Source organism: Sinorhizobium psoraleae (assembly GCF_013283645.1).
GTDB classification, from domain to species: domain Bacteria; phylum Pseudomonadota; class Alphaproteobacteria; order Rhizobiales; family Rhizobiaceae; genus Sinorhizobium; species Sinorhizobium psoraleae.
Genome location: NZ_JABEKV010000003.1, coordinates 696,874 through 721,512 on the forward strand (window position 1 = coordinate 696,874; position 24,639 = coordinate 721,512).

Genomic DNA, 24,639 nt, shown 5'->3' on the forward strand with positions numbered 1-24,639 from the left:
CGCCCTTGATGCCGTCTTCCAACTTCACACCCTGACTGAACAGCATGTGGAACACACCGTGGTCCGGCACGACGAGGCGTTGCGCAGGACCGGGAAAGGGCGCGCGCTTCTCCCGGAAACAGAAGATCTGGATCGATCAGCCCCTTCATTTTGACCCGCTCCTCCAACAGGTTTTCTATGGCTAGAGCTTGTAAGGTATAATGTCAACATACGAAATTCATCAAGTTGTATGATGAATTTCTTGCGTCGGGACGATCTCTCGTCGTAGACAGAGCGGAGGAGAAAACGCGTTTGGGAGGGATCATGCGCGCGCTGGGAACGCTTGGCTGACGGAGAGACCGAAATGGCAAAGCTGCGCATTGGTGTGATCGGGCTTGGCATGGCGGCGGCGCCGCATGCGAAGAGCCTGCTGGACCTCAAAGACAGAGTTGAGGTCGCTGCCGCCTTCAGCCCGACGCCTGCGAGGCGGAAGTCATTTTCCGAGACCTATGGTTTCGCGACCTGTGACGTCGCCGAAACGATATTCCGTGATCCGTCGATTGCCGCGGTCATGGTGCTGACGCCGCCCAATACGCATCTCGAGCTCGTGCGGCGGGCCGCCGAAGCGGGCAAGCATGTGCTTCTCGAAAAACCGCTGGAGATCACACAGGAGCGAGCGGAGGTCCTGGTCGAAACGGCGGAGCGCGCAAGGATAAAGCTCGGCATCGTGCTCCAGCACCGCTTCCGCCCTGTCAGTGAGGCGCTTGCGGAGCTGATCAACGAGGGGCGCCTTGGCGAGATCGTCAGTGCCTCGGCGCGTCTCCACAATTGGCGGCCACAGAGCTATTACGATCAGCCAGGGCGCGGCACGCTGGCTCGCGATGGCGGCGGCGTGCTTCTCACCCAGGCCATCCACACTCTCGACCTTCTGGTCTCGCTCGCTGGCGTTCCGGAGGAGGTCAGGGCCTATGCGGCGACCAGCAAGGTGCACCGCATGGAAACCGAGGACTTGGCAATGGCGGCCATCCGTTTCGCAAACGGAGCGATCGGCACGGTGAGCGCCACCACCTGCGCCTATCCCGGCCATCCGGACGAGATCGACATCATCGGCACGCGTGGCATGGCCCGTCTCGGCGGGCGAAGCCTTACCGCTTCCTTCCACGATGGATCGGAATCGTCGCTCGAAGACGACGCGGCCGGCGGTGCCGGCGCCGATCCCATGGCGTTCCCGCACCACCATCATCGCGCGGTGCTTGCCGATTTCCTCGATGCCATCGCCGGCGGGCGAGAGCCGCGCGTGAACGGGCGCGAAGCGCTGAAGGTTCATCGTTTCATTGCCTCCATTCTCAGTGCCGCCGAAAGCGGCCGGACGCAGCATCTCTAAACACTTCCCCGAGCCCAAGGATGCCGAAAATTCTCGCCAGTCGGTAATAGGTCCGGACGGCGTCGTCCGTTCGTGCGATGGCGTCGTGGTTCGAACCGTTGAGGCGAGGACAGGTCCACAACAGGATTGAGGAGGACGATGAGCCGGTGAGTGTCGGCCTGCCGCCGCGCACGCTCTATTCCACGAGGTAAGTCTCGGTGGGACCGATGCCCCGCAGATCCAGTACGCAACGTGGCTCGAGCGCCCACTGACCGTGAAGGGCGCGCCTCGTCGCTTCCGAGATCTGAACGCGATCGGCAACGCCCTGCGATTCCAGGCGGCTTGCGATGTTCACAGTTTCTCCCCACACGTCGTAGACAAAACGGAGCCGGCCGATCAGACCGGCGACGACCGGTCCGGAATGGATCCCGATGCGGACTCGAAAGCGGTCGCTGTCCGGGGGCATATCGCCCAACGCTTTCTGCATTGACTTCCCGAGAGCCACAATCCTGTCGGCGTGATCCGCTGTAGGCTCTGGAATGCCGCAGGCGGCCATATAGGCATCTCCGATGGTCTTGATCTTTTCCACACGATGCTGCTCAGCCAAGAAATCGAATGTCCTGAACATCCCATCCAGCCGCCTGACTAGATCGGAGGGTGGCAGCCTTGCCGCAATGGGCGAGAAACCGACGATATCCGCGAACAGAATGGAAACCTCTTCGAAACGGTCGGCGATAACCTCCTCGCCGCCCTGCAATCGGGCAACGATCTGGTCGGGCAGGATCGCGTGGATCAGCGAATCAGCACGCCGCTTCTCCATTTCGATACGCTGCAGATAGCGGTGCTCGCGATCAAGCCAGCGCTTCTTCTCGAGAGCGGAGTTGATGCGCGCCCGCAGCAGTATCGGATTGAAGGGCTTTGTAAGATAATCATCGGCTCCCGCCTCGATACAGCGGGCTACCGCCGCAACTTCACTTAAGCCCGATATCATGATCACCGGGACATGCCGCCATCGGTTTTCACCCTTCAGCCGCGAGAGAATCTCGATGCCGTTCATGTCCGGCATCAATATGTCGAGCAGGATAAGATCGAATTCATCTTCGTCCAGTCTCTTGAGCGCGGACAGACCGGAATCAGCAGTGGCAACGCGATGACCTTCACGCCGCAGGCGGCGGGAGAGAAGATCACGATTGCTGGCGACGTCGTCGACGACCAGAATCCTGCCGGCCTGCTCGGGCCATGCGCCACGATCGGCCTTGAAGAGCAGCCGTTCAAGTTCCGCCGCGTCGATCCTGGCTTGATCCCCTGGGTGAAGGGTCTCGATTGCTTCTCCGCGCGAAAGACCAGCGATGGCGTCGACCTGCTTCAAAAGCTCGGCCGCCGCCGCCAATATCACACCGAGATCCTCTCTCAGCGTGAGCTCTCGCAGATCGCCGGCATCCTCAAGGATCATTTCCGAATAGCCAATGATGGCGTTGAGAGGCGTGCGCAGATCATGGCGGAGCCTAGCCTCCGTCTCTCCACCCTTCCGAGAGCCGGTGTTGCCGTCAATTAGGCGATCGATGAGGTCGTTCAGTTGCCGTGCCGCGGCGCCGATCCGCTCCAGGTCCGCCTGCATATGGGGCAAGCCGAGCTCCCGCGCCTGCTCGAGCAGCAGCTCTTGAAAGCCCATGATCGCCCGCGCTGGCCCGGCCAGCCGCTGCTCCACGTGGGCGGCGATGGCTTGGCGCTGGAATTGGTTGCCGATACTCATGGCAATGGCCGCTCAATGAGGTGTCGCGAGCAGTTGCTCGATCTTCCGGACAAGCTGCGAAAGGTCGACTGGCTTGCTGTCATAATCGTCGCAGCCGGCCTCAAGAGCCATGTCCCGATCGCTCGCCATTGCGTGGGCAGTCAGTGCGATGACGGGAATCCTGGACGTCACCGGATTGGCCTTGATCAGCCTGGTCGCTTCCCAGCCGTCCATCACCGGCAGGCTCATGTCCATCAGGATCAGATCCGGCTTTTCCAAAGCGGCAAGCTCGACGCCGGCCTTTCCGTTCTCTGCAATCAGCACATCGAAGCCGCGACGAGACAACCGCCGCGAAAGCATGTCGCGGTTCATTTCATTGTCTTCCACCAGAAGGATTTTCGTCATTTCCGGATCTCCTCCTGTCTTGCGCTTCAGCCGCGGGTAATGGCCTCACCAGCCGTTTCGCGTGATCCTATCTGGCGCTCGAGAGCCTCGACCAGTTGGGACCTGCTGTTTGCGCCTTTGTTCACGACAGCGACCGCCCGGTCGCGCAGCCAACTCAACTCGTTTGCAGAAAGGTCCTTCGAAGTGACCACGACCACCGGAATATTCTGGAGTTCCGGAATCCTCTGCATCTCGTTGAGTGTCTGGAATCCATCCATTTCCGGCATGAGAAGATCGAGCAGGACCAGGCGCGGCGTAAGCCGCTTCATCAGTTCGAGGCCGCGGACGCCGTCGGCTGCCTCGTGCACCGTCCAATCCCGCTTCACCAGAATGCGGCGGAGGAATTCGCGGGAAGCCTGATCGTCGTCGATGACCAGGACGTCGCGGTTGCCGCCGCCGTAAGCCTCGATGGTCCGGATGAGCTTTTCCGTGTCGATGGGCTTGGTCATATATTCGACCGCGCCGAGCGAGAGGCCGAGTTCGCGATCCGCCAGGATCGTCGCAAGGATCACAGGAATCGTGCACAGTTCGGGATCGCTCTTCAACGTGCGCAGCACCGACCAGCCGTCCTGATGCGGCATGATGATGTCGAGAATGATTGCGGCGGGACGATGCTCCCGTGCGGCGGCTATTCCTTCCGCTCCGCTTGCCGCCTCTATCGAAGCAAGCCCCGCTTCTGCAAGCGCTTTCGCGATTAGGTCGCGGGCAGCCGGTTCGTCGTCGATGATGAGTGCGGTGCGACCCGGCTGAACGATCGGCGGCGGCTCTGCTGTCCGAGGTTCGTCAGCTTCCTGCCTGCATTGCGCCGGCACTTCCATGGTGAAGACCGAGCCTTTTCCGACCTGGCTTTCGACTTTGACGACGCCACCTATCATGCGGCAGAAGCTGCGGGTGATACTCAAGCCCAAACCTGTACCGCCGTAATTCCGGGTCGTGGAAGCATCGGCCTGGGTAAAGGCATTGAAAAGCCGTTGCTGCTGTTCCGGGGTCATGCCGATCCCAGTATCGGACACTTTGAACACGAGCCAATCGCGATCTGTTCGCCTTTCGCGTCGAACTGAGAGCGTTACCCGGCCGCCATTGGTGAATTTGGCTGCGTTGCTGAGCAGGTTGAAGAGATTCTGGCGCAGCTTGGTCTGGTCGGAGTGCATCTCGCCAAGGTCGTCGTGGACGTCCTCAATGAACTCGTTCCGGTTCTTCGCCATTAGCGGCGCGACGGTAGCGCTTACGTCGCGGAGCAAGTCCGCGACGTCGAAAGTTTCCAGAAAGATTTCCATCTTGTTGGCCTCGATCTTCGAAAGGTCGAGGATGTCGTTGATAAGCGACAGCAGATGCCGGCCGGCAGACGCTATTTTGTCAAGGTCCGGGACGAGTTCGTCGTCGTTGTGGTCGCGCGCCTCCTCTATCAGCATCTCGCTGTAGCCGATGATCGCGTTCAGTGGCGTACGCAATTCGTGGCTCATGGAAGCGAGAAAACGACTTTTCGCCTCGCTTGCCGATTCTGCGTTGCTCTTGGCCCGCTCGAGCTCGACTTGCCTCTGCTTGAGTTCGGTGATGTCCGTGTAGACTGCGACCGTCCCGCCATCGGGAATCTTGCGTTTGGTAATGCGGACCCACTTGTCGCCGAACCGCTTCTCGTCGACGAGGCCCGCAGGATCCCTGTGAAGGCGCAGGCGATCCTCAATCCATTCCTCCGGCGATTTGCCTTCGAGGTCCACTTGCCCTCTTGCCAGGTTCTGCTCGAGGATTTCGCGGAAGCTCTTGCCGCGAAGCTCGTTCGGCTTGTGATTGGGGAAAATTTCGCAATATTTGCTGTTGGCGACCAGGATCCTGTCGTCCGGATCATAGAGAACGAACCCATCGGAAATCGCCTCGAGCGCCGCGGCGATCGTCCGCCTCTGCCGCTCTGCCTCGTCTTCGAGCCTTTTCTTTTCGATCGCGCTTTGCTGGAAGAGCGAAAGCGTCTTCGCCATTGCTCCGAATTCATCGCCGCTCTCCTCAGGGATCTCGACGTCGTAGCGTCCTTCCGTCAGATCTCCGATCACGCGATTGAGCCGCCTAAGCGGTCCGACGATCGAGCGCAGGACAAGAAGCGTGAGGAAAGAGCCGATCAGGACTAGGACACCCACCAGGATGGCGGCGGCCGTGGCGGTCCGCTCAGTTTGCGCGACGACCTCGTTGCGGGCCGCCTCCGCATCCGCCTTTACCTGCTCGACGAGTTTGTTGAGATCCGCATCGACCTTGCCGCTGTGGGTGCGTGCCTTTGCCAGAAGAGCGTTGCCGACGATGCGGTTGTCTTGCGTATAGCTGTCCGTTGCCTGCAGCGCCGTTTCGACATAGGCATCGACCTGCGCGCGGATTTCCTCGACCGCTTCGGGCGAGTGCTTCGCAAGCCGCTCTAACTGGACCTGCAGGCGTTCTCGGGCCTCATCGGCATTGCGCTGCGAATTCATCAGCAGGCTGACCGAGAGATCGGTCAGCCAATACCGTAGATCGCCGAAGGCGACATGCGCCGTGGCCGCTGATGCTGCGCGGTCGAATAGTTCTCTGGTTTCGGCCATGCGCTCGGCGCTGCGATAGAGCGCCTGTGTGAGAAAGACCGATGACAGGATAAGGCTGATCAGGCCGGCTGCAGTCAGTGTAGCGACGCGGGCGAAGATCGGCAGGTTGGCGAGCCGGCTGGCGCGCTTCTTGGCCGATGCCGGGGGTGCCTCGAACGCCCGCTCCTGTTGCTCGAGCGCGCTCATTTGAACAAGACGATGCTGATCGCACCGCCCAGATCGCCCGCTTTGCCGCCTTCTTTGGGATAGCCGGTGATGTCGATCTCGCCCTTCGGTTCACCGTGACAGGAAAGACAGGAGTCCGTGTAGTATTCCGGCAGCAGCATCCGGAAAGCAGGGCGACCGTTGACCTGAGCCGCTTCCGTATAGGCATCACCCTTCGGCCTCTTTGGGTCCGAGAAGACTTCATTGATGACGCGTGTCTCCCAAGTATCCGGCAGTGACTTGCGGTTGCGGACGAGGACCTCCGGCGCAGTCACGCGGACCAGCGCCTCGTTTCCCACTTTGGTGGCGAATTTCTCGTTCATCAGGCGCGCGAAAACCGCCGGGACGAAACCCTTAAAGCCGATGCCGGGGCGGTTCATGTCGTCCTGCTGCTGGTCGACGACTTCACGCATAGCCTCGATCTGTGCCTGGAGCAGTTTTTGATCGCGCGCCTCGAGATCACCGGAGATCAAGTCAACACCGGTACGCTTGCCATAGAGGGCAATCGCCTCCGCCGTGAAACGCTCGCCATCGAGATGCTTGTCTCCGATGGCTGGATCGTTAATCAGCGACTGATAATTCGAAAGGACGCTTCGGGCGGCTCTGAGCAATTCCGCAAGCCGCGTCCCGGTCGCTACATCAGCGGCCTCTTCAGCCGCCGCCGGAGGCAAGAGGAGGATGCAACCGGTTAAAAATGCGAAAATACAGTTTCGCGCCAAGGCGGTAAGAGCTTCCATTTTGGTGTCCCTCCGGGAGGAAGCGCAATCCGGAAACATACCACAGGAAGGGCACTGGAAGAACCATCTCTGGCAAGCTGAGCCACAGTTTGGCCCGCGAGCGGCAAGTTTAAAACTGTGCGGCGGGTCATTGTCGTGCGGTAGTGGTCAGGCGAAGCCTGGTTTTCGTCAGAGGCGTCTTAAAAAGGCACGTCGCGGCGATAGCGGTGCTGCGTGCATCGGCCGGCCTCCGGTTGGGTAAGCCCCTCAAGCCTGCCGAAAAGAGATAGAGCCGCGATAGCTGTGTCGGCTTCGTGGTCTCGGACACAGTTGACTCGCTCGCCCGGGTTGGTACTATCGTGATTGGTATGACCACTTGGCCACTTGGCCGCCGGTAACCGCAAGGCTGTATTCGAGGGACACGATGTTCTCTGCCGTGGAATCGCGCCGCCTGTATCGTCAGGTCGCGGACCAGATGCGCGCCCTGATCGAGCGTGGCGAGTTGGCGCCCGGCTCGCGGCTTCCGGCTGAGCGGGAACTCGCACAGAAGCTGGGGGTTTCCCGCCCCACCATCCGCGAGGCGTTGATTGTGCTCGAGGTCGAGGGCTTTATCGACATCCGCATGGGCTCGGGCATCTATGTTACGGCGCGCAAGGATGCAGCATCGGATACGCCGCCAGAGGATTTCGAAGGTCCCTTCGAATTGCTGAGGGCGCGGGCGGTGGTCGAGTGCGCGATCGCCGAGGAGGCTGCTCGGCTGGCCCGGCCCGAGCATATAACCGTCATGGACGACAATCTGGCGCGGATGGCTGCGGCGCTCGAAGACCGGCGCCAGGCGCTTGCGCTCGATCGCGAGTTCCATGTCATCGTCTCGAGCATCATCGCCAATCAGACGCTGAACCGTTTCGTCGGCAGCATCCACGACATGCGCATGACGCCGTATTTCGAGAAGCTCGCCAGCTATTTCGAAAACACCGAGACCTGGCGCGCCGCGATGGAGGAACATCGCGCGATCCGCGACGCGATCGCTGCCGGCGATCCGCCCGCCGCACGCGCCGCGATGCGTGCGCATCTCGACCAATCTCAACTTCGCCTGTCGGCGAGCTTCGGGGAGGAGCCGTCCGACAGCACGATACCGGCCGCATGGAGGCGTGTCGGGGGCAAATAGCGCTCTATTTCAATCACTTCGCTTGGGAGGAGGAAGAAGATGAAATTCAAACTGTTAACGCTACTGGGTGCGACTGCGACTATTCTGGCTTCGGCGCTGGCCGCGCAGGCTCAGACGGCGCTTAAATGGGCGCATGTCTACGAGACCTCGGAGCCGTTCCACACAGAATCCGTCTGGGCCGCTGAAGAGATCGGCAAACGCACCGAGGGGCGTTACAAGATCGATGTCTTCCCGGCCTCGCAGCTCGGCAAGGAGGCCGATATCAACCAGGGCCTGAAGCTCGGCACCGTCGATATCATCATTTCGGGTTCGAGCTTCGCCGCGCGCGAATATGCGCCGATCGGCGTCACCTACTTTCCCTATATCTTCCGCGACCCGGCCCATCTGATCGCCTACACCAAGACCGATGTCTTCAAGCGATTGGCTCAAGGATACGAGGAGGCCTCGGGCAACCACATCACCGCCGTCACCTATTATGGCACCCGTCACACGACGTCGAACCGGCCGATTGCCAAATGTGCCGACATGCAGGGGCTGAAGATGCGCGTGCCGGACGTTCCGGCCTATCTCGCCATGCCGCGGGCCTGCGGCGCCAACACGACGCCGATCGCCTTTGCCGAGGTCTATCTCGCGCTCCAGAACGGCACGGTTGAGGCCCAGGAAAACCCGCTGACGACGATCGAGGCGAAGAAGTTCTACGAGGTGCAGAAGCACATCGTGCTGACCGGCCACATCGTCGATCATCTGAACACGGTCGTTTCGAAGAACCTGTGGTCGCAGCTTTCCGATGCCGACAAGCAGATCTTCACCGAAGTGATGCAGGAGGCCGCGGAGCGCGCCACCAAGATCATTGAGGAGCGTGAGAACAAACTCGTCGAGACCTTCAAGGAACGCGGCATCGAAGTGACCGAAGTCGACAAGGCCGATTTCGAGTCGACCGTGATGGACAAGGTCAAGCTTGAGGACTTCGGCTACACCAAGGAAGACTGGGAGGCTGTCCGCGCCGTCAAGTGATCGCACGAAGACTTGGGTTCGTACCGGCCCAAATCATGCGTGACCGCTACGCGCAGATCAGAACGGGACGCGGGAGAGCCGCGCATGCTTCTCCTGATCCCGTTCTGCGGTCAAAGACTTTGCAGCGACTGAGCGCATTCATGAATGCGCGGTGCTGCAATGCCAGCCGCTCGGCAGAGCGGCCGGCGTTCCGCCCACCATTCACCGGATGATTGCCCATGTCACAGGAAGTCCATTTGCAGACGACGCCGGAGGAAATCGCTCATTCCTTCGATGAGGCTCCGCCGGCTGCGGATATTTCGAACTATGCCTTCGAGGATTGGGTAACGCTTGCCATTTTCTGGGTGATGACGGCATGCGTGTTCCTGCAGTTCTTCACGCGCTATGTCCTCAATGATTCCTACGCCTGGACGGAGGAGATCGCCACAAACTGCCTGATTGGCGTCGTGTTCCTCGGCTCCGTCATGTGCGTTCGGGTTTCGCGGCACATCCAGGTCGATGTGCTTTATCACTATCTGCCGCGGACGATCGCGCGCGCCATGGCGATCTTCGTCGATCTCGTGCGGATCGGCTTCTTCGCCTATGCCTGCTGGTTGATGTGGCGCTACGTAGCGATCGTCGCCAACGAGCGCATGGTGACCGTCAATCTGCCCCGCAACATCGTCTTCTACAGCGTGATGGCCGGGTTCGTACTGATGCTCGTCCGCTCGATCCAGGTCTTTATCGCCAATCAGCGCCGCGGCTATTCGGTTCTCGAAAAGCCCGAGGAATTCCATAAGGTTGAGGGCTGATCCATGCTGCTGCTCGTTGGTTCGTTTCTCCTGCTGATGCTGGTCGGGGTGCCTGTCGCCATCTCGATGGCCGCTGCATCGGTCCTCTATCTGGTCTTCTACAATGTCGCGCCCGACATTATCGCGGCGCAGCGGATGATCGCGGGTGTCGAGAGTTTCCCGCTGCTTGCAGTGCCGTTTTTCATTCTCGCCGGCAACCTGATGAACTCCGCCGGTGTCACCGGCCGCATCTATTCCTTCGCCGTCGCTCTTGTCGGCTGGATGAAGGGCGGCCTCGCACAGGTCAACATCATCGGTTCGGTGATCTTCTCCGGCATGTCGGGCACGGCGCTTGCCGATGCCGCCGGCATCGGCACGATCGAAATCAAGGCGATGAAGGATCACGGCTACCCGGTTGAGGCCGCCGTCGGCGTGACGGCCGCGTCGGCAACGCTCGGTCCGATCTTTCCGCCGTCGCTGCCCTTCGTCATCTACGGAATGATGGCGAATGTCTCGATCGGCGCGTTGTTCATGGCCGGTATCGTCCCTGGCGTGGTGATGACGGTTCTGATGATGCTGACGGTCGCCATCTTCGCTTACAAGCGCGGCTGGGGTTCGGACACGCCTTTCGAAGTGACGCGGTTGCTGTCGGCTTCGCTCGAGGTCGTCGTCGTGCTCGCGGTGCCGATCTTCATCTATCTCCTGATGTCGGCGGGCCTGTCGATAAACGTCGCCGCCGGCATCGCGCTCCTAATCCTTCTCGCCCTCGACTGGTATTTCGATTTCTCCGCCGTCATGGCGCTGATGACCCCGGTGATACTGATCGGCGGCATGACGATGGGCTGGTTCACGCCAACGGAAGCCGCCGTTGCTGCCGTTCTCTGGTCGCTGTTCCTGGGCTTGGTGCGCTACCGGACGATGACCATGTCGACGCTGACGCGGGCGACCTTCGATACGATCGAGACCACTGCCTCGGTGCTCTTCATCGTCACGGCGGCGTCAATCTTCGCGTGGCTCCTGACGGTAAGCCAAGCCGCCCAGATGCTTTCCGGCGCGATCCTGACGATCACCGAAAACAAATGGGTCTTCCTGATCCTCGTGAACCTTTTGATGCTGTTCGTCGGCTGCTTTCTCGACACGATCGCCGCGATCACCATCCTGGTGCCGATCCTCTTACCTTTGTCGGCTCAATTCGATATCGATCCCGTGCATTTCGGCCTGATCATGACCCTCAATCTGATGATCGGCCTGCTCCACCCGCCGCTTGGCATGGTGCTCTTCGTTCTGTCGCGCGTCGCCAAGCTCTCGGTCGAGCGGACGACCATGGCGATCCTGCCTTGGCTCCTGCCGCTCTTCATCGCGCTGATCCTGATCACCTTCGTTCCGGCGATCACGCTGTGGCTGCCGAGCGCGGTCGGGCTGATCCGCTGATGGCAGGAGTATCGATGCGCACGCGTCTTGCCCGACTTTATGGCCAACGGGACCTCCGGCTCGAAGTTGCCGAGGTCTCCGCGCCAGGTGAAGGCGAGGTCCTCTTGAAGATGGCGGCCGGTGGCATTTGCGGCTCCGATCTCCATTATTACCAGGATGGGGGCTTCGGTCCCATCCGGGTGCGCGAGCCCATTATTCCTGGTCATGAGGCGTCCGGCCATGTCGCCGCACTCGGCGCCGGCGTGTCCGGGCTTGCGATTGGCGATCTGGTGGCGGTCAATCCGAGCCAACCCTGCGGAACCTGCCGATTTTGCGGGGAGGGGCTTCCCATTCATTGCCTGAACATGCAGTTCCTGGGCAGTGCCATGCGCTTTCCCCATACCCAGGGCATGTTCCGCGACTGGCTGGTGGTTCCGGCGAACCAGTGTTTCCCGGCGGGTACGTTGGTCAGCGCTGGCGAGGCCGCCTGCGCCGAACCGCTCGCCGTCTGCCTTCATGCGGTCGGGCAGGCCGGCGATCTCAAGGCCAAGCATGTGCTGGTCACCGGCGCGGGGCCGATCGGCGCCCTCGTGGTCGCGGCTGCGCGCCACGCGGGCGCTGAGACAATCGTCGTCACGGATCTTGCCGATGCGGCACTCGATCGGGCGATGGCAATGGGCGCGACGCGGGTGGTCAACGTCCGCCATGATCCCGCGGGCCTTGCCGCCTATGAGGCTGACAAAGGCCAATTCGACGTCGTTTTCGAGTGCTCGGCCGCCGAACCGGCGCTTCGGAGCGCGATCGCAGCGGTCAGACCGCGCGGCCTGATCGTGCAGGTTGGTGTGACGGGCGATATCATCCTTCCGCTCAATGCTCTGGTAGGCAAGGAATTGCGGCTGATCGGATCACAGCGGTTTGACGGCGAGTTTGCCCTGGCCGTCCAACTCATCGCCGAGCGACGGATCGATATACGCCCGATCATTTCGCACGCCTTCCCGGTTGATCGGGCCGTCGAGGCTTTCGAGCAGGCCGGAGACCGCTCGGCTGCGTGCAAGGTGCAACTGACATTTCTGCCCTGAGGGAGTCCTAGATGAGACATACTTGGCGTTGGTTCGGACCAGTGGATCGCGTGAGCGTGCGGGATGCGGCGCAAGCCGGTGCGCGCGGCATCGTCAGCGCGCTCCATCACATTCCGACAGGGGACGTATGGCCGGTTGCGGAGATCGAAAAGCGGCAACAGGAGGTCCGCGCGGGTGGTCTGGAATGGGAGGTCGTGGAAAGCGTCCCGGTGTCCGAAAGCATCAAAACGCAAACAGGCCCCTGGCGCGAGCATGTTGCCAATTGGCAGGAGACGCTGCGCCGCCTTTCTTCCGCCGGCATACGCACGGTTTGCTACAATTTCATGCCGATTCTCGATTGGACCCGCACGGACCTGCGCTGGACCGCCCGGCATGGGGCGAAAGCCATGCGCTTCGACCGGATCGACTTTGCCGCCTTCGATCTCCATCTGCTAGAGCGTCCTGGCGCGATCGACGATTATGATGAGGAGACCGCCGAGCAGGCCGAGCGGCGCTTTCGCGAAATGACGGAAGAGCGCCGGCTTGCGCTCTCGCGCAACATCGGTGCGGGTCTGCCGGGCTCCGCCGACGGATACAGCCTGCCGCAACTGCGCCAACATCTACAAACCTATGCCGGCATCGGCCGTGAAAAGCTCAAGCGTCACCTGGTCGATTTCCTTGCCGAGGTGACGCCGGTTGCGGAACGGGTCGGCATCAATGTCTGCGCCCATCCGGACGATCCGCCATGGGCGCTGCTGGGATTGCCGCGTATCCTGTCGACCGCGGAGGACTACTCCTTCATGCTGCGGGAGGTCGACAGTCCGGCCAATGGGGTCACATTCTGCACCGGCTCGCTCGGCGCGCTTGCGGCCAACGATCTGCCGGCGATGGTTCGCCAGTTCGCGCCGCGCATCCATTTCGTCCACCTGCGCAATGTCCGCCGCGAGGAGGAGCGGACCCCGTGCTCGTTCTACGAGGACGAGCATCTGGAGGGCGACACCGACATGGTGGCGGTGATCGCCGAGCTGCTCAAGGAAGAGCAACGGCGGCGCGCCGTCGGGCGAGCGGACCACCAGATTCCGATGCGGCCGGATCACGGCCAGGAAATCCTCGACGATCTCTCACGCGGCGCCCAGCCCGGTTATCCGGCAATCGGCCGGCTGAAGGGGCTTGCGGAACTGCGCGGGATCGAACGAGCCCTCTCGCACGCGACCTACGGGACTGCCGGCCTTGGCGCGAGGTAGAGTGTCGCTGCGCTGATTTCGATACAGTTTCCGTTTTGCTGCAACTCCGACATGAGGTGATGCTTTTCGGCGTTCCGTCAGGTTCGCCCGGAAAGCGGAAGCCCCGAGGACAGGCGCAAGCCGTTAGGCTCTCTGTGCCGAACGCACCGGGTTCCGGGAAGCTGGCGGTCGCCCTCCCGCGCCTGTGGAGCAGCTTGTCGACTACTCCACCAACTTCCCGACCCAGCGCCTGATTGGTTCAGTAGCCTGCGGATGCCATCTGCAACGGCAGTTTCGGCGGATCTTGGCTACACATTGTACACAATAGTCATAGGTTTGGATGTGACGTCGTGAGTAAACCTCGCGCGGCGTAGACGCACAATCTTGCGAAGAGTCCCAGACTGCCCGCATTCCATCGGCCGATCCTGCCGACAAGGCGCCATTTCTCTTTGGTTCAGTTCTTTACCATCCGGTAAATTTCGCAAACCTGATGAATACAATGTTGACTATGGTTTGTGTACATGAGACGATCATTTTGCCTATACAAAAATAACGCCCAAAACGCAGTGGCCGCGATGGGCTCAGGGAACACCAAAAAGGAGGAACAACACATGTCATTGACGAGGCGTACCTTCCTGCACGGGGCATCCGGCGCCCTTGGGCTGGTCTTGGCGCAAAGCGCGCTGTCGAAACTTGCATATGCACAGGGTGCAAACGGCACCTTACGCGTTGCCATCGCTAAGCCCGCCGGCAATCTCGACCCGCAAAGCCATTACGCGATCTGGGCCATCCAGGACCTGATGTTCGAGCCGCTTGTGAAGTACGGCAAGGGCGGCCGGATCGAACCTTGCCTGGCGAGTGATTGGTCAATCGAGGACGGCGGCAAGACGCTTCATCTCACCCTGCGCAAAGGTGTTACGTTTCAGGACGGGACAATCTTCGACGCAGCGGCATGTAAGTGGAATCTCGAACGCTGGATGGGGCATGACCAGTTTAGCTGGATGAACTGCTCCAAGCTGTTCGAGTCGTTGGAAGTCATCGATGATTACCACGTCACGCTCCATTTCAGGGAACCTGTCCTGGCTCTTATGCAGGAGCTTTCCTGCACCCGGCCACCGCGGTTCCTCAGCCCCAAGTCGGTCGGCGCCGACGGCAAGTTCAAGGAGCCAGTTGGAACAGGACCCTGGGTTCAGATCAGCGCGGACGACACCCAGAGCGTCTTCGAGCACTACGACGGCTATTGGGGCGACAAGCCGACCTATGAGCGCCTCGAGGCCAAGGTCATCCCCGATGCGCGTTCACGGGTTGCGGCGTTGCGTGCCGGCGAAATCGACATGGTCGGGGGGTTCTGGATCGCGCCCCTGACCCCGGAAGAGGGCAAACAGCTCGAAGCGGCCGGTTTCAACGTCGTCGTCGATCCGGGCAACGTCACGCTGGTGATGGCGTTCAATCCCGACCGCGCCGAGGCACTTAAGGATTCTCAGGTCCGCAAGGCTGTCAGCATCGGCATCGATCGCGCGGCTATCTCCAAGGTGCTCTATCACGGCTACGCGAAGCCCGCCGGCAACCTGTTCTCGGACGCTTTGCCCTACGCCGGGACGCAACATGATGCACCCGTCCGCGATGCTGTCGCCGCATCGGCGCTGCTCGAAAAGGCCGGCTGGACGGGAAGTCCCATCCGATCCAAGAACGGCAAGCCACTGACGCTCGAATTGGTCGTCAGCCCGGACGCCGTGCCGGGATCACGCGTGATTGCCGAAGTCATCCAATCCGAGATGAAGGAGATCGGCATCGATCTGGTGATCCGCTCGGTCGACCATGCCTCCAAGCACACCGACATGCTGGAACAGAAGTACGACCTCGGCTTCTTCCTGACCTACGGCGCGCCTTATGATCCGTTTGGCTCGATCGTGGGGCTGTGTCTCTCGACCTTCCACAACGACGTCGAGGGCAAGCTGGTCACTGATCCGGCCAATCTGGATCCGCTGATCAATGCGGCGACCGCGGCAACCGGAGACCAGATCCAACCGACCATTCAGAAGGTCTACGACTGGCTGCGGGACAACGATGCGATCGCGCCGCTGGTCTACGTGCCGAGCATCTGGGCGCATTCCAAGCGGGTCCAGGGCTTCACGAGTCCGGTCACCGAATACGACATGCCGTACGAAAACATCGTGTTGGCCGAGTAGGGAGGAGCGCGCCTTGTTGCACTTCATCAGCAAGCGGCTGAAGCACTCCCTGATCCTGCTTTTCTTGGCATCCTTGGTGTGCTTCACCCTCGTCGTGTCGGCTCCGGGGAATGTTGCGGTCCTGATTGCCGAACTTCGAGGAGCCGTCGCGACACCGGGTTATGTCGAGCAGGTTGCCGAAGAGATAGGACTGAACAAGCCATTGCTGATGCGCTATGTGGATTGGCTCGGCGATGCGGTCGGCGGCGACTTCGGCATCTCCTACAGGACGGGCCAGGCTGTTAGTGCGGACCTCGCCGCCCGCATGCTCATCACCGGAACACTGATTGCCGGCGGGGCCGCCATAGCGACCTTGATGAGCCTGGCGCTCGGCGTCGTGGGCGCACTGTGGCCATACAAACTGCCAGACCGCGTTTCCCGCGGTCTGGCGTTGCTCGGCGCGTCGACACCGACATTCTTCGTTGGCGCGTTGATGATTTACGGCTTCTCGGTCACCTTCCAGCTCCTGCCATCCTTCGGCTTCGACGGTCCGCAAAGCTGGATCCTGCCGTGGCTCACTGTCAGTGTCCTGCCCGCTGCGGTCCTCAGTCGCGTCGTGCGAGTAGGGCTGGAAGAGGCGATGGCGAGCCCCTTTGTTCTAACCGCGAAGAGCAAGGGGCTCAGTCGCACCGCGATCCTGTTCCGCGATGCGTTGCCGAACATCACGCCCATCTTCATCAACGCACTTGGCACTCAAGTTGGGCTGATGACTGCCACCGCGATCATTGTCGAGCCGCTCTTCGCATGGCAGGGCCTCGGCGATTACTTCCTCGCCGGCGTGCGCTTTCGCGACTTCATGGTGGTGCAGGCATGCCTGCTCATCTTTCTCACCTTCTTCATACTCGTGAACCTGGTCGTCGACGTTGCGGTGCTTTTGACCGACCCTCGCATCAGGCGCCAATGGAGCTGATCATGAAGAGACTGAACCCTATCCTGGCCAGGGTGAACAAGATGCCCAGAGCGGCATTGATCACCATCGGCCTGTTTATCGCCCTCGGTACATTCGCTCCCTGGCTGGCGCCCCAGGATCCCAGCGCCCAGAACCTGCTGGAGGCTGGCGGTGGGCCAAGTGCTGCCCACTGGCTCGGTACAGACCATCTTGGGCGCGACACGTTCAGCAGGCTGATCATCGCTGCGAACACGTCGCTGGTGAGCGTCGGTTCCGTCCTCGGCATAGCCATGACGATTGGCATCGCTATGGGCACGATCGCCGGCTATCACCGAGGTTGGGTGGACGATCTTTTGATGCGTGTAGTCGATGTCGGTCTGTCCATACCGAGTCTGATCATCGCACTGGCAGTGATCGGCATCGTTGGCCCGGGATACTGGACGATGGTGTTGGCGCTGGCGCTTGCCTGGTGGCCGATGAGTGGCCGTATCAGCCGCGCCGTTGCCGTCAGCATCATGAGCAATCCTCATATCGAGGCGTTGCGTGTGCTGGGCGCCAGCCCTTGGCGCATCTACTTCAATCATCTCCTTCCCGGCACGATCGGTGCCGTGATGGTCTATGCGACCGCCGACGCGGGCGTGGCAGCGCTCGCTGTCGCAACGCTCAGCTTCCTGGGCTTGGGCATCCAGCCGCCCACGCCCGAGTGGGGCCAGATGCTGGTCGACGCGCTGCCCTATCTCGAGTCCGACCCGCGCCAGGTTCTCCTGCCGGGGCTGGCGCTGACGGCTGCGGTCATCGGTTTCAACACACTCGGAGAATCGATTGCGCTCAACCGCATCCCCAAACCACTCACCCGACGCATGCTTGCTGCACGTCGGATCGAGGTTGCCGGCTGGGCAAGGGAGAATGTCGATGCATGACGAACCACTATTGTCCGTCAACAATCTGACGGTTGATCTGCTGACTGCCAAGTCGGCGGTGCGCCCGGTCGACGGCGTCAGCTACTCGGTCCGGCAAGGCGAATGTCTTGCGATCGTCGGCGAAAGTGGCAGCGGCAAGACAGTGATGAACTTTGCTCCGCTTGGGCTGATGCCGACGGGTGTGACGACGAACCTTTCCGGCTCAGTGCGGTTTGACGGTCAGGAGTTGATCGGCCTCGCCGAACCCGAGATCCGCAAATTCCGCGGAAAATCCATCGGCTTCATCTTCCAGGACCCGATGAGTGCGCTCAATCCTGTGCGCCGTATCGGGCGACAGATCGCTGAAATGGCGGAACTGCACCTCAACATGAGTCCGCGCTCAGCAGAAGCGAGAGCACTCGATCTCGTCAAGCTTGTCGGGATATCAGATCCCGCCGCACGGCTCAGGCAGTTCCCGCATGAACTGTCGGGCGGCTTGAGGCAGCGCATCGTCATCGCCATTGCACTTGCCGGCGAGCCGAAGCTCCTCATTGCGGACGAGCCGACAACGGCCCTCGACGTGACGGTCCAAGCGCAGATACTTCGATTGCTCAAAGATCTCCAGCAGCGCCTCAACATGGCCATGGTGTTGATCACCCACGACATGGGCGTGGTCGCCGGGGCTGCCGACGACATCGTCGTCATGTACGCGGCACGCGCCGCCGAATGCGGTCCGGTGGACAAGGTCCTGGTCAATCCTCGTCACCCCTACACCAAGGGTTTGATCAATGCGATTCCTCGGCGGGACGACCCGATTGGTTCCGAGTTCCGGGGTCTGCCCGGCGTGCCGCCGATGCTTGGTGCGCCGATCAAGGGCTGCGCTTTCGCACCGCGCTGCGAGCTTGCGGTTGCTGCATGCACGCGCATCCGGCCGTCAATGGTTCCAATCTCGGACAGAAAGGTTTCCGTGGCCTGCTCGGTCGTCAATCAAGGAAAGGCTGCCGCATGACACACGCGCCCGTACTTAAAGTCGAGAACCTGCAGACGCGCTTCAAAAGCGTCCAGCGGGGCAAATATGTGCATGCAGTCGATGACGTCTCGCTCGAGCTTTACCCGGGCGAGATCGTCGGACTGGTGGGCGAATCCGGTTGTGGAAAGTCGACGCTCGGGCGAACCATCGTGGGGCTCGAGAAGGCGAGCGGCGGGCGGGTGTTGCTCGATGGAGTAGACCTCAGCGGACTTTCAGGAGCCGCATTGCGCAACAGTCGGCGGGCGCTCCAATACGTCTTCCAGGATCCATATTCATCTCTGAACGAGCGACAAACGGTTGGCGAGGCTCTCGATGAAGCGTTGCTCATCGGTGGCCTCAGGTCGCAGCACGAGCGAAATCGCCGGACCAAGGAACTGCTGGATCAGGTCGGCTTGACGCACGCGATCAAGGACCGTCACACCCGTGAGCTTTCGGGCGGCCAGCGCCAGCGCGTTGCCATTGCCCGATCGCTTGCGGTGAACCCGAGGGTGCTGATCTGCGACGAGCCGGTAAGCGCTCTCGATCTTTCCATCCGAGCGCAGGTGATGAACCTCTTCCTACGACTGCAGAGGGAGCTGGGCGTGGCATGCTTGTTTATCGCCCACGATCTTTCGCTGGTAAGGCAGGCGGCGTCACGCGTCTACGTGATGTATCTCGGCAAGATCGTGGAGCATGGGCCGTCCCAGGAGCTTTACGACCGTCCCAGCCATCCTTACTCGCAGATGCTGTTGGCGTCAGTTCCCGTGGTCGATCCACGAGTTGAAAAACTCCGTAGCGCACCATTGATGGTGGGAGAAGTACCCAGTCCGACGAGCCCCCCTTCCGGCTGCAGGTTCAGAACCCGCTGTCCCCTCGCTTTCGACGAGTGCGCCCGAAGCACGCCGCCGTCATACGGTCTCTCGCCAGATCACAATGCTGCATGCGTTTTTGCCGCCGATCTTTACGGGGGCAAACGCTCGGCTCTCGTTCGCCAGGGCGCCGGATAATGCATCACTTTAGAACGTCGTCCCTATGCGCCAATCTAGCGGCGTACGATCTGCCGCCAATGTAGCTGGTCATTCAAAGCGTAATTATCGTCGTCGTTTCGCCGTTCAGCAGACGCTTGAGGTGAAAGCTCGCAAGCCGGTCCTCCGCATTGCGACCAACCAGTGCGGCAAACGAAGCGAGTGCACCGGGGTCGCGGGCCTCGAGCTTTCCGAAGGCCTCCATGTAGGCCTGTGTTTCTGCGCTCGCATAAACTGCGGCGTCAAGGGGCTCGAAAGCGCGGATCGGTTCGGCCCTGCCTCTGAGGAGGAGGTCGCCTACCGGCCGGCCGCGGAAATCCTGCGCCTTGGTGGCGAGGCTGCCGCTCACGCAAATGCGGGTGCCTAGCGTTTTGTTGGCCACTTCCAGGCGCGCGGCGACGTTGATCGTGTCGCCATAGGCGCTGTAGTCAAAAAACCGTCCTCCGCCGAAATTCCCGACAACAGCCGTGCCGGCGTGCGCGCCGATCCGGGTGTCGCCAAGGATTATCCCTTTTCTACTCCAGTCTTCGCGGAAGGACCGCGCGAAGGCGTCGAGGGCGAGCGAACAGGCGACGGCGCGACCGGCATGATCCGGCTGGTCGGCAGGAGCCCCGAACAGCACGTGGAGCGCGTCGCCGATGATCTTTGCGACAGTACCGTCATGGGCGAACACGATGTCGGTCATGCCGACGATGTAATCATTGACGAGTGGTCCGAGCACGCTTGGCTCGATCGTCTCGACGAGCGTGGTGAAACCCGTCAGATCGGTAAAAAGTGAGGCAACCTCCCGGCGCGTGCCGCCAAGATCAAGGGTCTCGGCGCTGCTTGCCAGACGCTCGGCGAGATTAGGCGAGAAATAGCGGGAAAGCGACGCACGGGCCTGCTCGGCCGCCGACTGCCGGCGCTGTGCCTCACGCAGCGCTTCCACGTGGTGGATCGTCTTGACGATCGTCGCCTCCAGATCCGGAAAATCGATCGGCTTCGTCACGAAATCATAAGCGCCGCGGTTCATCGCGGTTCGGATATTCGCCATATCGCTGTAGGCGGAGACGATGATCGTGGACAACTCCGCGTCCCTCTCCTGAAGTTTCGCGAGCAGCGACAAGCCATCCATCCGCGGCATGTTGATATCGCTCAGCACCATGTCCACGTCCTGGTTTGCAGCCAGTACGGCCAAGGCCTCGACTCCGTCGCGGGCAAACAGAAAACGCAGCGTGCTGTCGCGGATCTGCCTCCGGAATTTTTGGACAAGCAGGCGCTCCAGGTCCGGCTCGTCGTCAACAACGAGTATGCTGGTGCTCATGCGGCGCGCCCAATTCGCATGTCGATTTCTTCCCGTAGTGCGACGAAGTCGATCGGCTTGGTCAAAAGCGCTTCCGCGCCGCTTTCGAGAGCTCTCCGCTTCGTGTCCGCATCGCCGTAAGCGGTGATCATGATCACCGGCACGTCAGGCCGTAAATTCCGTGCCTTCGGCAGCAGTTCGAGCCCGCTCATCCCCGGCATGTTGACGTCGGACAGTATGAGAATAAGCGTGACGTCGACGGCATCGGCGATCCGCTCAAGCGCGGTTGGCGCCGACTGTGCAAACTCCATTGCGAAGCGGCCGGCGCGCAGGTCCCGGCGGAATTGCTGCCTGAAAAGCAACTCGATGTCAGGCTCGTCGTCGACCACCAGGATAAGGAGGCTCATGATCTGCCCTCCGATTTTATGATCGCAGCGGCAATCCGCGGCAGCCGGATGCGAAACTCGGTATGGTGACCCGGTTCCGTGTCCACCTCGATTGAACCGGCATGCTGCTTGACGATGATGTCGTGGCTGAGCGAAAGGCCGAGCCCCGTGCCCTCGCCAGCAGGCTTGGTCGTGAAGAAGGGATTGAAGATCTTCTCTTTCACTTCCGGTGGAATGCCGAGCCCATTGTCGCGGATGATGATTTCAACACTGTCTCCGAGGTTTCTGGTCACCGCGGCCAACTTCGGCTCGTACCCGTCGGCAGATTCGGAAGCCGCGCGTTTGCTGGTGGCATAGAAGCCATTGGAGATGAGATTGAGAAGCACACGTGTGATCTCTTGCGGGTAGAGGTCAATCTCGCCGGCTGCCGGATCGAAGGATTTCTCGAGCGTGATGTTGAAGCCCTGCTCCCCGGCACGGGCACCGTGATAAGCGAGATTGAGGCTCTCCTCGAGGATTGCATTGATATCGGCCGGCCTGTGCTCGCCCGCCCCTTGGCGTGAGTGCAGGAGCATGTTCTTGACGATCGAGTCGGCGCGCTTGCCGTGCTGGACGATCTTCTCAAGGTTGCCCCTGAGCATGGCAGTGAGTTCGTCGATCTCGGAGCGAGCGGCGCTGTCACCTACGGCGCCATCGAGCACTTGCTGCAACTCTTCGATCAATTCGACGGACAGCGCCGAGAAATTGTTGACGAAGTTCAACGGGTTTTTGATCTCGTGCGCAATTCCGGCGGTCAGCTGCCCGAGCGACGCGAGTTTCTCGGTCTGGATCAACCGGTCTTGGGCGGCCTTGAGCTCCTCCAGCGACCGTGACAGTTCCTCGGTTCTCGACTGCACCTCCTGGAATAGGCGGACGTTTTCGATGGCGATCACGGCCTGGTCGGCGAAGGTCGACGCCAAGTCGACCTGTTTTTCGGTGAAGGGGCGCACGATCGAGCGGGTCAATGCGAGCACTCCGATCGGGCTGCCTTCGCGCAACAGCGGCACGCCGAGCACAGTGCGAAATCCCGCGAGCCTCTGTCCCTCGTGCAGCGCGTACTCGCGATCATCGAGGACGTCCGCGACCTGGACCGGCCGAACCTCAAGCAAGGTCCGCCCCACGATGGTGCCGCGTCCCGGCTCCAGCGGAAGAGCCCGAAGATATTGGCCGAATTCCTGCGAGAGGCCGTAGCTGGCGACCGGATAGTGCGCGTCACCCATCGGCCGCGTCATCGTTGCCATGTCGGCTTCGCAAAGACGGGCAGCGGACGTCACAAGAGTGTCGAGGACCGCCTGCAGGTCGAATGCGGAGCGGCTGATGACTTTCAGCACCTCAGCCGTCGCAGTCTGCTGCTCCAGCGCCTCGGTCAGTTCAGCGGTTCGCGCCGTCACTTCGTCGAACAGCCGCACATTCTCGATCGCGATTACGGCCTGGTCTGCAAAGGTCTGGACGAGCTCGATCTGCTTTTCTGTGAACGGCCTGACTTCTGTCCGGCGGATGACGAGCCCCCCGATCGCCTCCCGCTGCCGCATCAAAGGCACCGCCAAAATTGTGCGGTGGCCCATGCGTGCGGCCATCATGTGGCCGTCCGGAAACTCGTCGGGAGTGGCGCTCAGATCAGGCACATGGATGGGCCTTCGGTCCACCACGGCCCGGCCCGTGACCCAGTTCCGTGATATCGGCCAGCCTGGGAAATCGATTGGAATCGGCCCATGATGCGCCCTGACATAAAGAGTATCCCCGTCCTTCAGGAATATTGCCGAGTCGTAAGCGTCGCAGAGTTGCGCTGCGGACTCGACCAAGGTGTCGAGCACGGCCTGAAGGTCGAACGGCGACCGGTTGATTACCTTGAGCACATCCGCTGTCGCAGTCTGCTGCTGTAGCGAGTCCTTCAGCTCAAGGTTTCTTTTTTCCAGATCGGTAAACAGCCGAACATTCTCGATCGCTATCGCCGCCTGATCGGCAAAGGTCTGCAGGAGTTCGACTTGCCGATCAGGAAACACTCCGGGCTGGGTTCGCGCGACGACGATGGTTCCGATCGGCCTGCCGTCGCGCATGATCGGTACCGCGACCAGGCTTCGGTAGTTCACGGACTGGACGCCAAGGGCGGTGTGGGCCTGATACTCAGGATCGGCGAGCCGGTCCGGTATCTGCTCCACCGATCGGCTGAGGATCGAACGCCCCGCGGCACTGCCTCGATCAGGCGGGGCCGGAAACATCGCGCGCACCGCCTCGACGCCCTCCGGCTCCAGCCGGTGATACGCCACGAAGTGCAGAAGTTCGCCATCGTAACGGAACACGTGGCAGAACTGCGCTCCGCAAAGTCTGGCGGCACGCAACGCTATGGTGTCGAACACCGGCTGTATGTTGGTGGGCGAGGTCGAGATGACGCGCAGGATTTCGCTTGTCGCGGTCTGCTGTTCGAGCGCTTCTTTGATCTCTCGATTGCGCGTCTGCGCCTCCTCGAAAAGGCGGACGTTCTCTATGGCGATCACCGCCTGATCGGCGAAGGTTTGCAGTAACTCGACCTGCCGCTCTGGAAAGAATCCGACAGCGCGTCGAGTGACGGCGAGTGATCCGATCGGACGTCCTTTCCGCACCAGCGGCACGCCGATGGCGCTGCGGTAGGACACGATTTTCGCCAGCGAGAGCATCCGGTAATCAGCGTCGGCAAAAACATCGGGAACTTGCTCGATGGCGCCGCTGATGAAGGCCCGTCCTGTGACATTGCCTGTATTTGGTTGCTGCGGAAAATTGGCACGTACCGCTTCGATGCCTTCGCCCGAAATGCCGTGATAGGCAACAGGGTGCAGGAGGTCTCCGTCGAACCGGAAAACGAAGCAGAACTCTGCGCCGCACAGCCTCGCGGCGTTTTGCGCTATCGCATCGAACACCGGCTGTATGTCGGTGGGCGAGGTCGAGATGACGCGCAGGATTTCGCTTGTCGCGGTCTGCTGTTCGAGCGCTTCGCCAAGCTCCCGCTCCAGCAATTCCATCTGACGTCCGATGCTGAGGCTCGACTCCTCCACCTTGCGCCCCCCTTTTGCGCTCTGCAGGCGACCGGCTCGGTGACGAGCCCCTACAGTCCGCCCTCCGGGCCCCACACCCCACGCCTTAGCCGGTGACGGCAGACCGAAGAGAATACCCCATCTGACCGGCTGTGACGAGGATTAGCTCCTGCTGCAACACGGTATATCAGTTATGTCTAACAGATTCGCATTCTCGGCGTTTAGGGCAAGA

19 protein-coding genes are annotated in these 24,639 nt (G+C 61.2%); 12 read left to right on the plus strand and 7 right to left on the minus strand.

Annotated features, from left to right (window positions below; all coding sequences use genetic code 11):
• The first annotated feature begins 343 nt into the window (after positions 1–343).
• Complete coding sequence (locus tag ILFOPFJJ_RS19035; protein WP_173512115.1) at positions 344–1,363, plus strand: Gfo/Idh/MocA family protein; 1,020 nt, start codon at positions 344–346, stop codon at positions 1,361–1,363.
• Positions 1,364–1,538: 175 nt separating this feature from the next.
• Here ILFOPFJJ_RS19035 and ILFOPFJJ_RS19040 read toward each other — a convergent pair whose 3' ends face one another.
• From ILFOPFJJ_RS19040 to ILFOPFJJ_RS19055, 4 genes are read right to left on the minus strand one after another with little or no spacing between them, the layout of a single operon-like run.
• On the minus strand, positions 1,539–3,095 hold the full coding sequence (locus tag ILFOPFJJ_RS19040; RefSeq protein ID WP_173512116.1) for an adenylate/guanylate cyclase domain-containing protein: 1,557 nt from the start codon (positions 3,093–3,095) through the stop codon (positions 1,539–1,541).
• Between the two features lie 12 nt (positions 3,096–3,107).
• Positions 3,108–3,479: a response regulator gene (locus ILFOPFJJ_RS19045; protein WP_173512117.1), complete on the minus strand. Its 372-nt coding sequence runs from the start codon at positions 3,477–3,479 to the stop codon at positions 3,108–3,110.
• Positions 3,480–3,505: 26 nt separating this feature from the next.
• Entirely contained in the window at positions 3,506–6,265 is a 2,760-nt protein-coding gene (locus ILFOPFJJ_RS19050; protein ID WP_173512118.1) for an ATP-binding response regulator, read from the minus strand.
• The gene (locus ILFOPFJJ_RS19055; RefSeq protein WP_173512119.1) at positions 6,262–7,020 is read right to left on the minus strand and encodes a Tll0287-like domain-containing protein; all 759 of its coding nucleotides are present in this window, start codon (positions 7,018–7,020) and stop codon (positions 6,262–6,264) included. The genes ILFOPFJJ_RS19050 and ILFOPFJJ_RS19055 overlap by 4 nt, the downstream gene beginning before the upstream one ends.
• A 403-nt stretch (positions 7,021–7,423) precedes the next feature.
• Here ILFOPFJJ_RS19055 and ILFOPFJJ_RS19060 point away from each other — a divergent pair, with 403 nt between their 5' ends.
• The 11 genes from ILFOPFJJ_RS19060 (at position 7,424) to ILFOPFJJ_RS19110 (ending at position 19,674) form a co-directional block, all read left to right on the plus strand.
• Entirely contained in the window at positions 7,424–8,167 is a 744-nt protein-coding gene (locus ILFOPFJJ_RS19060) for a FadR/GntR family transcriptional regulator (RefSeq protein WP_173512120.1), read from the plus strand.
• 39 nt (positions 8,168–8,206) lie between these two features.
• Positions 8,207–9,181: a sialic acid TRAP transporter substrate-binding protein SiaP gene (locus tag ILFOPFJJ_RS19065; protein ID WP_173512121.1), complete on the plus strand. Its 975-nt coding sequence runs from the start codon at positions 8,207–8,209 to the stop codon at positions 9,179–9,181.
• Positions 9,182–9,399: 218 nt separating this feature from the next.
• Complete coding sequence (locus ILFOPFJJ_RS19070) at positions 9,400–9,972, plus strand: TRAP transporter small permease (RefSeq protein ID WP_173512122.1); 573 nt, start codon at positions 9,400–9,402, stop codon at positions 9,970–9,972.
• A gap of 3 nt (positions 9,973–9,975) precedes the next feature.
• Positions 9,976–11,382, plus strand: a complete 1,407-nt coding sequence (locus tag ILFOPFJJ_RS19075) for a TRAP transporter large permease (RefSeq protein ID WP_173512123.1) — start codon at positions 9,976–9,978, stop codon at positions 11,380–11,382.
• Between the two features lie 14 nt (positions 11,383–11,396).
• Positions 11,397–12,440, plus strand: a complete 1,044-nt coding sequence (locus ILFOPFJJ_RS19080; protein ID WP_246299685.1) for an L-idonate 5-dehydrogenase — start codon at positions 11,397–11,399, stop codon at positions 12,438–12,440.
• Between the two features lie 11 nt (positions 12,441–12,451).
• A complete protein-coding gene (gene uxuA, locus ILFOPFJJ_RS19085) occupies positions 12,452–13,663 on the plus strand; it encodes a mannonate dehydratase (RefSeq protein ID WP_173512125.1) in 1,212 nt (403 codons plus the stop codon).
• Between the two features lie 590 nt (positions 13,664–14,253).
• Complete coding sequence (locus tag ILFOPFJJ_RS19090) at positions 14,254–15,831, plus strand: nickel ABC transporter substrate-binding protein (protein WP_173512126.1); 1,578 nt, start codon at positions 14,254–14,256, stop codon at positions 15,829–15,831.
• 13 nt (positions 15,832–15,844) lie between these two features.
• Complete coding sequence (locus ILFOPFJJ_RS19095; protein ID WP_173512127.1) at positions 15,845–16,780, plus strand: ABC transporter permease; 936 nt, start codon at positions 15,845–15,847, stop codon at positions 16,778–16,780.
• The gene (locus tag ILFOPFJJ_RS19100) at positions 16,771–17,679 is read left to right on the plus strand and encodes an ABC transporter permease (RefSeq protein ID WP_173512128.1); all 909 of its coding nucleotides are present in this window, start codon (positions 16,771–16,773) and stop codon (positions 17,677–17,679) included. Before ILFOPFJJ_RS19095 ends, ILFOPFJJ_RS19100 begins: the two co-directional genes overlap by 10 nt.
• Positions 17,672–18,667: an ABC transporter ATP-binding protein gene (locus tag ILFOPFJJ_RS19105; RefSeq protein ID WP_173512129.1), complete on the plus strand. Its 996-nt coding sequence runs from the start codon at positions 17,672–17,674 to the stop codon at positions 18,665–18,667. Before ILFOPFJJ_RS19100 ends, ILFOPFJJ_RS19105 begins: the two co-directional genes overlap by 8 nt.
• Positions 18,664–19,674, plus strand: coding sequence for an ABC transporter ATP-binding protein (locus ILFOPFJJ_RS19110; RefSeq protein WP_173512130.1), 1,011 nt, complete (start codon positions 18,664–18,666; stop codon positions 19,672–19,674). The genes ILFOPFJJ_RS19105 and ILFOPFJJ_RS19110 overlap by 4 nt, the downstream gene beginning before the upstream one ends.
• A gap of 73 nt (positions 19,675–19,747) precedes the next feature.
• On the opposite strand, the gene ILFOPFJJ_RS19115 is transcribed toward ILFOPFJJ_RS19110, so the two are convergent.
• The 3 genes from ILFOPFJJ_RS19115 to ILFOPFJJ_RS19125 are packed head-to-tail and all read right to left on the minus strand — an operon-like array spanning position 19,748 to position 24,428.
• Positions 19,748–20,995: an adenylate/guanylate cyclase domain-containing protein gene (locus ILFOPFJJ_RS19115; RefSeq protein ID WP_173512131.1), complete on the minus strand. Its 1,248-nt coding sequence runs from the start codon at positions 20,993–20,995 to the stop codon at positions 19,748–19,750.
• A complete protein-coding gene (locus tag ILFOPFJJ_RS19120) occupies positions 20,992–21,381 on the minus strand; it encodes a response regulator (protein WP_173512132.1) in 390 nt (129 codons plus the stop codon). Before ILFOPFJJ_RS19120 ends, ILFOPFJJ_RS19115 begins: the two co-directional genes overlap by 4 nt.
• Entirely contained in the window at positions 21,378–24,428 is a 3,051-nt protein-coding gene (locus ILFOPFJJ_RS19125) for a GAF domain-containing protein (RefSeq protein ID WP_173512133.1), read from the minus strand. Before ILFOPFJJ_RS19125 ends, ILFOPFJJ_RS19120 begins: the two co-directional genes overlap by 4 nt.
• Between the last annotated feature and the right edge of the window lie 211 nt (positions 24,429–24,639).

Coding starts and splice junctions, on each gene's coding strand:
- ILFOPFJJ_RS19035 (WP_173512115.1), top strand. CDS start 344: ATGGCAAAGCTGCGCATTGGTGTGATCGGGCTTGGCATGGCGGCGGCG.
- ILFOPFJJ_RS19040 (WP_173512116.1), bottom strand. CDS start 3,095: ATGAGTATCGGCAACCAATTCCAGCGCCAAGCCATCGCCGCCCACGTG.
- ILFOPFJJ_RS19045 (WP_173512117.1), bottom strand. CDS start 3,479: ATGACGAAAATCCTTCTGGTGGAAGACAATGAAATGAACCGCGACATG.
- ILFOPFJJ_RS19050 (WP_173512118.1), bottom strand. CDS start 6,265: ATGAGCGCGCTCGAGCAACAGGAGCGGGCGTTCGAGGCACCCCCGGCA.
- ILFOPFJJ_RS19055 (WP_173512119.1), bottom strand. CDS start 7,020: ATGGAAGCTCTTACCGCCTTGGCGCGAAACTGTATTTTCGCATTTTTA.
- ILFOPFJJ_RS19060 (WP_173512120.1), top strand. CDS start 7,424: ATGTTCTCTGCCGTGGAATCGCGCCGCCTGTATCGTCAGGTCGCGGAC.
- ILFOPFJJ_RS19065 (WP_173512121.1), top strand. CDS start 8,207: ATGAAATTCAAACTGTTAACGCTACTGGGTGCGACTGCGACTATTCTG.
- ILFOPFJJ_RS19070 (WP_173512122.1), top strand. CDS start 9,400: ATGTCACAGGAAGTCCATTTGCAGACGACGCCGGAGGAAATCGCTCAT.
- ILFOPFJJ_RS19075 (WP_173512123.1), top strand. CDS start 9,976: ATGCTGCTGCTCGTTGGTTCGTTTCTCCTGCTGATGCTGGTCGGGGTG.
- ILFOPFJJ_RS19080 (WP_246299685.1), top strand. CDS start 11,397: ATGCGCACGCGTCTTGCCCGACTTTATGGCCAACGGGACCTCCGGCTC.
- uxuA (WP_173512125.1), top strand. CDS start 12,452: ATGAGACATACTTGGCGTTGGTTCGGACCAGTGGATCGCGTGAGCGTG.
- ILFOPFJJ_RS19090 (WP_173512126.1), top strand. CDS start 14,254: ATGTCATTGACGAGGCGTACCTTCCTGCACGGGGCATCCGGCGCCCTT.
- ILFOPFJJ_RS19100 (WP_173512128.1), top strand. CDS start 16,771: ATGGAGCTGATCATGAAGAGACTGAACCCTATCCTGGCCAGGGTGAAC.
- ILFOPFJJ_RS19105 (WP_173512129.1), top strand. CDS start 17,672: ATGCATGACGAACCACTATTGTCCGTCAACAATCTGACGGTTGATCTG.
- ILFOPFJJ_RS19110 (WP_173512130.1), top strand. CDS start 18,664: ATGACACACGCGCCCGTACTTAAAGTCGAGAACCTGCAGACGCGCTTC.
- ILFOPFJJ_RS19115 (WP_173512131.1), bottom strand. CDS start 20,995: ATGAGCACCAGCATACTCGTTGTTGACGACGAGCCGGACCTGGAGCGC.
- ILFOPFJJ_RS19120 (WP_173512132.1), bottom strand. CDS start 21,381: ATGAGCCTCCTTATCCTGGTGGTCGACGACGAGCCTGACATCGAGTTG.